Source organism: Microbacterium sp., from assembly GCF_051953575.1.
GTDB lineage: Bacteria > Actinomycetota > Actinomycetes > Actinomycetales > Microbacteriaceae > Microbacterium.
Genome location: NZ_JBQCIP010000196.1, coordinates 1 through 8,792, shown reverse-complemented (window position 1 = coordinate 8,792; position 8,792 = coordinate 1). Strand labels below are relative to the sequence as shown.

At 69.5% G+C, this 8,792-nt stretch carries 7 protein-coding genes and 1 pseudogene; all 8 read right to left on the bottom strand.

Annotated features, from left to right (window positions below; genetic code table 11):
- Window positions 1-26 precede the first annotated feature (26 nt).
- Window positions 27-818 (bottom strand): triose-phosphate isomerase, encoded by a 792-nt coding sequence (tpiA, locus tag ACTHNQ_RS11985; RefSeq protein WP_440333668.1) that lies wholly within the window; start codon window positions 816-818, stop codon window positions 27-29.
- A complete protein-coding gene (locus ACTHNQ_RS11980) occupies window positions 809-2,023 on the bottom strand; it encodes a phosphoglycerate kinase (protein WP_440333666.1) in 1,215 nt (404 codons plus the stop codon). The genes tpiA and ACTHNQ_RS11980 overlap by 10 nt, the downstream gene beginning before the upstream one ends.
- A 9-nt stretch (window positions 2,024-2,032) precedes the next feature.
- Window positions 2,033-3,043, bottom strand: coding sequence for a type I glyceraldehyde-3-phosphate dehydrogenase (gene gap / locus ACTHNQ_RS11975; protein ID WP_018170635.1), 1,011 nt, complete (start codon window positions 3,041-3,043; stop codon window positions 2,033-2,035).
- Between the two features lie 102 nt (window positions 3,044-3,145).
- A complete protein-coding gene (locus ACTHNQ_RS11970; protein ID WP_018170634.1) occupies window positions 3,146-3,772 on the bottom strand; it encodes a superoxide dismutase in 627 nt (208 codons plus the stop codon).
- A 178-nt stretch (window positions 3,773-3,950) separates the two neighbouring features.
- Complete coding sequence (gene whiA / locus ACTHNQ_RS11965) at window positions 3,951-4,928, bottom strand: DNA-binding protein WhiA (RefSeq protein ID WP_440333663.1); 978 nt, start codon at window positions 4,926-4,928, stop codon at window positions 3,951-3,953.
- Between the two features lie 73 nt (window positions 4,929-5,001).
- Window positions 5,002-5,883, bottom strand: a complete 882-nt coding sequence (rapZ, locus tag ACTHNQ_RS11960; protein ID WP_440333662.1) for an RNase adapter RapZ — start codon at window positions 5,881-5,883, stop codon at window positions 5,002-5,004.
- A gap of 25 nt (window positions 5,884-5,908) precedes the next feature.
- Entirely contained in the window at window positions 5,909-7,834 is a 1,926-nt protein-coding gene (uvrC, locus tag ACTHNQ_RS11955; protein ID WP_440333660.1) for an excinuclease ABC subunit UvrC, read from the bottom strand.
- A gap of 5 nt (window positions 7,835-7,839) precedes the next feature.
- Window positions 7,840-8,792, bottom strand: a pseudogene (locus ACTHNQ_RS11950) (excinuclease ABC subunit UvrA); the annotation flags it as partial.

The following is an 8,792-nucleotide window of genomic DNA, read 5'->3' as shown; positions in this document are numbered from 1 at the left end:
AACCTCGCCGCCCGCCGGAGAAGGCGTCAAACGCCGACGTGCTTCTGGTAGCGGATGATCGCCGCGAACTCGTCCACGACGAGGCTCGCACCGCCCACCAGCGCGCCGTCGACGTCGGGCTCGCGCATGAAGCTGGCGATGTTCGCCGACTTCACCGAGCCGCCGTAGAGCACCCGCGTGCGGGCCGCCGCGTCCGCGCCGAGCTTCTCGGCGATGACATCGCGCAGTGCCGTGCAGACCTCCTGAGCCTGCTCGGGCGACGCGACCTGGCCGGTGCCGATCGCCCAGACCGGCTCGTAGGCCACGACGATGTCGGCATCCGCGGGCAGGCCGCTCAGGGCCACCTCGAGCTGAGCCACCGAGACCGCGGTCGGGCCGGACTCCTCGCGCTGCTCCAGGGTCTCGCCGACGCAGATCACCGGCACGAGGCCGTGCTTGAGAGCCGCCTTCACCTTGGAGGCCACGACCTCGTCGGTCTCGGCGTGGTACTGACGGCGCTCCGAGTGCCCGATGATGACGTAGCGCGCGTCGAGCTTCGCCAGGAACGCACCCGACACCTCGCCGGTGTAGGCGCCCGAGTCGTGCTCCGACACGTCCTGCGCGCCGAGGGCGAACGGGATCTTGTCGGCATCGAGGAGCGTCTGCACGGTGCGCAGGTCGGTGAAGGGCGGGAAGACCGCCACCTCGACCGAGCCGTTCTCATGCTTGGCGTCCTTGAGGGTCCAGTGCAGCTTCTGCACGAACGCGACCGCCTGCAGGTGGTCGAGGTTCATCTTCCAGTTGCCCGCGATGAGCGGGGTGCGGCTGCTCACTGCCATCCGAGGACCTCCAGTCCGGGGAGCTTCTTGCCCTCGAGGAACTCCAGGCTCGCTCCGCCGCCCGTCGAGATGTGGCCGAACTGGTCGTCCGTGAAGCCGAGCTGGCGCACGGCTGCGGCGGAATCGCCGCCGCCGACGACCGACAGGCCCTCGACCGCGGTCAGCGCCTTGGCGACGGCCTTGGTGCCGGCCGCGAACGCGGGCATCTCGAACACGCCCATCGGGCCGTTCCAGAACACCGTCGTCGACGAGCGGATCGCCGCGGCGAACAGCTCGGCCGTCTGCGGGCCGATGTCGAGGCCCAGTCCGTCCGCGCCGAACGGCGTGTCCTCCAGCGCGTCCGCCGGTGCGACGACGTGGTCGGCGTCGGCGGCGAACGCCGAGGCCATGACCGCGTCGACGGGGAGGATCAGCTCGACGCCGCGCTCGGCGGCATCCGCGATGTAGCGCTTCACGGTGTCGATCTGGTCGACCTCGAGAAGGCTCTTGCCCACCTTGTAGCCCTGAGCGGCGAGGAACGTGAACAGCATGCCGCCGCCCACGAGGATCTTGTCGGCGCGGGGCAGCAGGTGCTCGATGACACCGAGCTTGTCGCTGACCTTCGAGCCGCCGAGCACGACCGCGTACGGGCGCTCGGGGTTCTCGGTGAGGCGGTCGAGGACGTCGACCTCCTTCTCGATCAGGGAGCCGGCGGCCGACGGGAGGATTTCGGCGAGGTCGTAGACCGACGCCTGCTTGCGGTGCACGACACCGAAGCCGTCCGAGACCAGCACGTCGCCGAGGGCGGCGAGCTCTTCCGCGAAGGCGCGACGCGCCGCGTCGTCCTTGGCGGTCTCGCCCGGGTTGAAGCGCAGGTTCTCGATGACCGCGACGTCACCGTCTTCGAGGGCGGCGACGGCTTCCTGGGCCGACTCCCCCACCGTGTCGCGGGCGAAGGCCACCGGCTTGCCGAGCAGCTCCGACAGTCGCTGCGCGACCGGCTCGAGGCTGTACTTCGCGTCAGGCGCGCCGTCCGGGCGACCGAGGTGCGAGCAGACGATGACACGGGCGCCCTGGTTGATCAGGGCGTTGAGCGTGGGGAGCGTGGCCCGCACACGGCCATCGTCCGTGATGACCCGGTCCTGGAGAGGAACGTTCAGGTCAGCACGGACGATGACACGCTTGCCGGCCAGCGGACCCAGGGTGCTGAGGGTGCGCAGAGCCATGGTGAGGGCTTAGAGGCGCTCGGCGACGTACTCGGTGAGGTCGACGAGGCGGTTCGAGTAGCCCCACTCGTTGTCGTACCAGCTCGAGACCTTGACGAGGTTGCCGCTGACGTTGGTCAGGCCGGCGTCGAAGATCGACGAGTGCGGGTCGAGCTGGATGTCGCTGGAGACGATCGCGTCCTCGTTGTACTTGAGGTAGCCCACGAGACGTCCGTCCTCGGCCGCTGCCTTGTAGGCCGCGTTGACGGCCTCCTTGGTGAGGCCCTCGGTGTTCGTGACGATCGTGAGGTCGACGATCGAGCCCGTGGGGACGGGCACGCGGTACGACGAGCCGCTCAGCTTGCCGTTGAGCTCCGGCAGGACAAGGCCGATGGCCTTGGCGGCGCCGGTCGAGGCGGGGACGATGTTGATCGCGGCGGCACGGGCGCGGTGCAGGTCGCTGTGCGGGCCGTCCTGCAGGTTCTGGTCGGCCGTGTAGGCGTGAGCGGTCATCATGAAGCCGCGCTCGATGCCGAAGGCGTCTTCGAAGACCTTCGCGAGCGGCGCGAGGCAGTTCGTGGTGCACGACGCGTTCGAGATGATGTTCATCGTCGCCGAGTCGTACGTGTCTTCGTTCACGCCCATGACGAACGTGCCGTCGACATCGGTGCCCGGAGCCGAGATGATGACCTTCTTGGCACCGCCGTCGATGTGCTTCTTGGCGTCGACGGCCTTGGTGAAGCGGCCCGTCGACTCGATGACGACGTCCACGCCGAGCTCGCCCCAGGGCAGGTTCGCCGGGTCACGCTCTTCGAAGACCTTGATGGCCTTGCCGTTGACGGTGATGGAGTCCTCGTCGTACGAGACCTCGGCGTCGAGACGTCCGCCGACCGAGTCGTACTTGAGCAGGTGCGCAAGCGTCTTGTTGTCGGTGAGGTCGTTCACCGCCACGATTTCGAGGTCCGCACCCTGCGCGAGCGCCGCGCGGAGGAAGTTGCGTCCGATTCGGCCGAAGCCGTTGATGCCGATCTTGACAGTCACGGAGTTTCTCCTGAGATGTGTCGTGCGCGAATGCGCGGTTGTTGCGATGCAGACAGAGACAACGGCGTCCCAGTGGGCGTACCCACCGGGACGCCGCACTTGCTATGACAGTACCAGCAGGCCCGACGTCTTCGAGCGGGCGGCGTCGAGACGCTGCGCGACGTTCTGCCAGTTGGCGATGTTCCAGACGGCCTTGACGTAGTCCGCCTTGACGTTGAGGTAGTCGAGGTAGAAGGCGTGCTCCCACATGTCGAGCTGGAAGAGCGGGATCGTGCCCTGCGCGGTGTTGCCCTGCTGGTCGAACAGCTGCTGGATGATCAGCTGCTCGCCGATCGGGTCCCAGCTGAGGACTGCCCAGCCGGAGCCCTGGATGCCGTTGGCCGCAGCGGCGAAGTGCGCCTGGAACTTGTCGAAGCCGCCGAAGAACTCGTCGATCGCGGCGCGCAGCTCGCCCTCGGGCTCGCCGCCGCCGTCCGGCGACAGGTTGGTCCAGAAGATGGAGTGGTTGACGTGGCCGCCGAGGTGGAACGCGAGGTCCTTCTCGAGCTTGTTGACGTTCGCGAGGTTGCCCGTCTCGCGGGCCTCGGCGAGCTGCTCGAGCGCCGTGTTGGCACCGGTGACGTACGCCTGGTGGTGCTTGTCGTGGTGCAGCTGCATGATCTTGCCGCTGATGTGCGGCTCGAGCGCGGCGTAGTCGTAGGGGAGGTCGGGCAAGGTGTACTTCGCCATGTTCTCTTCTTCCTGTCGGCGCGCGCCGTGAAGACCTCGGCGCAGCGAGGGTGACGTTCTCATCCTACTGAGCGGCAACGCGGCGGGGCGGGGGTTGCTTCCCACTGTGACGCGTGGCATGGGAAGCGACGAGGGGATGCCGCGAATCGCGGCATCCCCTCGTCGGAAGCAGTCGGCGTCAGTCCTCGATGCCCGCGGGCACGGCGGATTCGGTGCCGGGCAGCCCCTCGGTCTCGGCCTTCTTGTCGGCCATCGCGAGGAGGCGGCGGATGCGGCCGGCGACCGCGTCCTTCGTGAGCGGCGGATCGGCGTGGTGGCCGAGTTCGTCCAGGCTCGCGTCGCGGTGCGCGAGGCGCAGCTCGCCCGCCTGCCGGAGGTGCCCGGGAACGCCGTCGCCGAGGATCTCGAGCGCGCGTTCGACGCGCGCGCAGGCGGCGACGGCGGCCTGCGCCGAGCGACGCAGGTTGGCGTCGTCGAAGTTCACGAGGCGGTTGACGCCGGCGCGCACCTCGCGGCGCTGGCGCATCTGGTCCCACTCGGCGGCGGCCTTCACCGCGCCCATGGCGGCCAGCGCGGCACGGATGGCCTCGCCTTCGCGGACGACGACGCGGGGGATGCCGCGGACCTCTCGCGCCTTGCCGGCGATGTCGAGACGGTGGGCCGCGCCGACGAGTGCCATGGCGGCCTCGGACGACGGGCACGTGATCTCCAGCGCCGCGGAACGGCCCGGGTCGCTCAGCGTGCCGGCGGCGAGGAACGCCCCGCGCCAGATGGCGGCGAGGTCGCCGCGCGAGCCGGTGGTGAGCTTGTTGGGCAGGCCGCGCACCGGGCGACGGCGCTGGTCGAGCAGCCCGGTCTGCCGGGCGAGCGTCTCGCCGCCCTCGATCACGCGCACCGCGTAGTGGCCGCCCGCGCGGGCGCCCGAACCCTGGACGTGGACGAGCTCGGGGCGCACACCGTACAGCTCGACCAGGTCGCGGGCGGTGCGTCGGGCCAGCACGCTGGAGTCCAGTTCGGCCTCGACGGCGACCCGGTTGGCGATGGAGTGCAGCCCGCCCGAGAACCGCAGCAGCGACGTGAGCTCGGCCACCCGCGCCGTCGGGCGCGGGTCGCGCACGGTGATCAGCTCGGCCTTCACGTCAGCGGTCAGCGACACGGGACTCCTTCTGGTTGGTTCGGGAACGACGGTCCAGCCTACTCGGCCGGATCGCGCCGCGCCCCGCGTCGGGTCACTCGCGGCCGAGGTCGCGGTCGGTCACACGCACCGCGACACCGGGCACGGATGCCAGTCGCTCGGCGAGTTCCCGGACCATGACGACCGAGCGGTGCTTGCCGCCGGTGCAGCCGATCGCGACGACGGAATGGCTCTTGTTCTCGCGCTGGTAGCCCTCCAGCACGGGCCGCAGCGCCTGCGTGTAGGCGTCGAGGAACTCCATCGCGCCCTCCTGGGAGAGCACGTACTCGCGCACCTCCGGGTCTTCGCCCGTGAACGGACGCAGCCGCTCGTCCCAGAACGGATTGGGCAGGAACCGCATGTCGGCCACAAGATCGGCGTCGGGTGGGAGCCCGTACTTGAACCCGAAGCTCAGCAGGGTGAGCGTGTGACGGGCCGCGCCGGCCTCGGTGAACAGGTCGGTGACCTGGGTGGCGAGCTGGTGGATGTTGTACGCCGAGGTGTCGATGATGACGTCGGCGCTCTCGCGCGCCGCCGCGAGGCGTGCGCGCTCCAGACGGATGCCGTCGAGGATCGTGCCACCGCCCTGCAGCGGGTGCGGGCGGCGGACCGCCTCGAACCGGCGCACCAGCACCTCGTCGGACGCGTCGAGGAACATCAGCCGGATCTGGCGGCGCTCGCGCAGCGCCCGCATCGCCTCCGGGAGGTCTGAGAAGAGGTCGCGTCCGCGCACGTCGACGACGACAGCCACGCGCGGCAGCACTCCCCCGGCCATCTCGGTGAGGTCGAGCAGCGGCTTGAGCATCTGCGGCGGGAGATTGTCGACGACGTACCAGCCGAGGTCCTCGAGCGCGTTCGCCGCCGTGGAGCGCCCGGCCCCCGACATCCCGGTCACGATCAGCACTTCGCCGGTCTCGCGCCGCGTCCCCTCGGTCATGACCACCCCCGTCGTCGAGCCCAGCCTACCCATCCGCGGGGCCGGCGAGATGCGCGTGCACGGCGGCGGCGAGCTTCGGCCCCACTCCGGGAAGCTCTGCGATCTCGTCGGGCGTCGCCTTCTTGAGCGCGGCGACGGAGCCGAAGTGGCGCAGCAGTGCCTTGATGCGGGCGTCGCCGAGTCCCGGCACCTCGGCGAGGACGCTCTGGATGTCGCGGCGCCGGCGACGGCGCTGGTGGGTGATGGCAAAGCGGTGGGCCTCGTCACGCAGCCGCTGCAGCAGGTAGAGCGCCTCGGAGGTGCGGGGCAGGATGACCGGGTACTCCTCGTCGGGCAGCCACACCTCTTCGAGGCGCTTGGCGATGCCGCACAGCGCGACCTCTTCATGGCCCGCGTCCCGCAGCGCCCGCGCAGCCGCCGCGACCTGCGGCTGGCCGCCGTCCACGACGAGCAGCTGCGGGCGGTAGGCGAACCGCGGCTTGCGCCGCTCCGTCACGACCTCGCCGTCCGCCGTCGGATCCGCCGGCGGTGCGGCATCCGCTTCGTTCTCTTCCGGACGGTCGAGATACGCCAGTCGCCGCGTCAGCACCTGGTACAGCGAGTCGGTGTCGTCGGTCGTCTCGGCGACGCCGAACGAGCGGTACTGGTCCTTGCGGGGCAGGCCGTCCTCGAAGACCACCATCGACGCCACGACGTTCGTGCCGCTCAGGTGCGACACGTCGAAGCATTCGATGCGCAGCGGCGCCTCGGCCAGCCCCAGCGCCTCTTGCAGATCCGTGAGGGCCTGCGTACGCGCGACGTAGTCGCTCGTGCGACGGGTCTTGTGCAGCATGAGAGCCTGCTGCGCATTGAGGCTCGCGGTGCGCATCAGGTCGGCCTTCGCGCCGCGCTGCGCCACCTGGATCGTCACGTTCTTGCCGCGGCGCTCGCGCAGCCATTCCTCGAGGTCGGCCGCGTCTTCGGGCATCGCCGGAACGAGCACCTGCTTCGGGATGTCCGCTGCCGCGGCGTTTCCGTAGGTGCGCTGCAGCACCTGGTCGACGAGGTCGCCGCCGGAGATGTCGATCTCTTTCTCGATCGTCGTCGCTCGCACGCCGCGGACGCGCCCGCCGCGGATGACGAAGTGCTGCACCGTGGCCGCCAGCTCGTCCTCCGCGATGCCGAACAGGTCGGCGTCGGTGTCCGCCGACAGCACCAGCGCGCTCTTGTTGAGCACCGCGTCGATGGACTGCAGCTTGTCGCGGTAGACGGCTGCCGCCTCGTAGTCCATGGCAGCGGATGCCTCCCGCATGCGCGCGGTCAGCGCCCGGGTGAAGCGCTGGTCGCCGCCCGACATGAAGGCGATGAAGTCGTCGACGATCGCGCGGTGCTCCTCGATCGTCACCTTCATCGAGCACGGTCCGCCGCAGCGTCCGATCTGGCCCGGGAAACAGGGACGGCCGGTGGCCATCGCCTTCTTGTACGACGAGTCGCTGCAGGTGCGGATCGGGAACACCTTGATCATCAGGTCGATCGTGTCGTGCACCGCCCACACCTTCGGATACGGGCCGAAGTACTTCGCCCCGGGGATGCGGCGGTTTCGCGTGACGATCACCCGCGGCGCCTCGTCGGCGAGGGTGATCGCCATGAACGGGTACGACTTGTCGTCCTTGTAGCGGACGTTGAAGGGCGGGTCGAACTCCTTGATCCACTGGTACTCCAGCTGCAGTGAGTCGACGTCGGTCGCCACCACCGTCCACTCGACGGACGACGCCGTCGTCACCATGCGACGCGTGCGCTCGTGCAGCGTGTGCAGCGGCGCGAAGTAGTTCGACAGCCGGGCACGCAGATTCTTCGCCTTGCCGACGTACAGCACGCGCCCGTCGGCGTCGCGGAACCGGTACACCCCGGGGTTGGTGGGGATCTCCCCCGGCTTCGGCTTGTACGGGACCGTGGGTGCGGATCGTGCCATGCCGCTCAGCCGGCCTTGCGGGCCCCGACGAGCTCGGGCACCGCGTGCGTGGGAGCGCTCAGGCCGAGCACCTCGGCCAGGAACGCGCCGGTGTGGCTGCCCTCGGCCCCCGCGACCTGCTCGGGCGTGCCCGTCGCGATGACCTGGCCGCCGCCGGCGCCGCCCTCGGGACCGAGGTCGATGACCCAGTCGGACGACTTGATCACGTCGAGGTTGTGCTCGATGACGATGACGGTATTGCCCTTGTCGACGAGGCCGTTGAGCACCTCGAGGAGCTTGCGGACGTCCTCGAAGTGCAGGCCCGTCGTCGGCTCGTCGAGCACATAGATCGAGCGGCCGTTGGTGCGGCGCTGCAGCTCGGTCGCGAGCTTGACGCGCTGCGCCTCGCCGCCCGACAGGGTCGTGGCGGACTGCCCGAGACGCACATACCCGAGCCCCACGTCGACGAGCGTCTTGAGGTAGCGGTGGATGGCCTGGATCGGCTCGAAGAACTCGGCAGCCTCGGCGATCGGCATCTCGAGCACCTCGGCGATGTTCTTTCCCTTGTAGTGCACGGCGAGGGTGTCGCGGTTGTACCGCTTGCCGTGACACACCTCGCAGTCGACGTACACGTCGGGCAGGAAGTTCATCTCGATCTTGATCGTGCCGTCGCCGGCGCACGCCTCGCAACGACCGCCCTTGACGTTGAACGAGAACCTGCCCTGCTGGTAGCCGCGCATCTTCGCCTCCGCCGTCGAGGCGAAGAGCTTGCGGATGTGGTCGAAGACCCCCGTGTAGGTCGCGGGGTTCGACCGCGGCGTGCGGCCGATCGGCGACTGGTCGACGTTGATCACCTTGTCGAAGTGCTCGAGCCCCTCGATCGACTCATACGGCGCCGGCTCCGTGGACGACCCGTAAAGGTGCTGCGCGACGGCCTGATACAGCGTGTCGTTGATGAGCGTGGACTTGCCGGAGCCGG

Coding starts and splice junctions, on each gene's coding strand:
- tpiA (WP_440333668.1), bottom strand. CDS start 818: ATGGCAGTGAGCAGCCGCACCCCGCTCATCGCGGGCAACTGGAAGATG.
- ACTHNQ_RS11980 (WP_440333666.1), bottom strand. CDS start 2,023: ATGGCTCTGCGCACCCTCAGCACCCTGGGTCCGCTGGCCGGCAAGCGT.
- ACTHNQ_RS11970 (WP_018170634.1), bottom strand. CDS start 3,772: ATGGCGAAGTACACCTTGCCCGACCTCCCCTACGACTACGCCGCGCTC.
- rapZ (WP_440333662.1), bottom strand. CDS start 5,883: ATGACCGAGGGGACGCGGCGCGAGACCGGCGAAGTGCTGATCGTGACC.
- uvrC (WP_440333660.1), bottom strand. CDS start 7,834: ATGGCACGATCCGCACCCACGGTCCCGTACAAGCCGAAGCCGGGGGAG.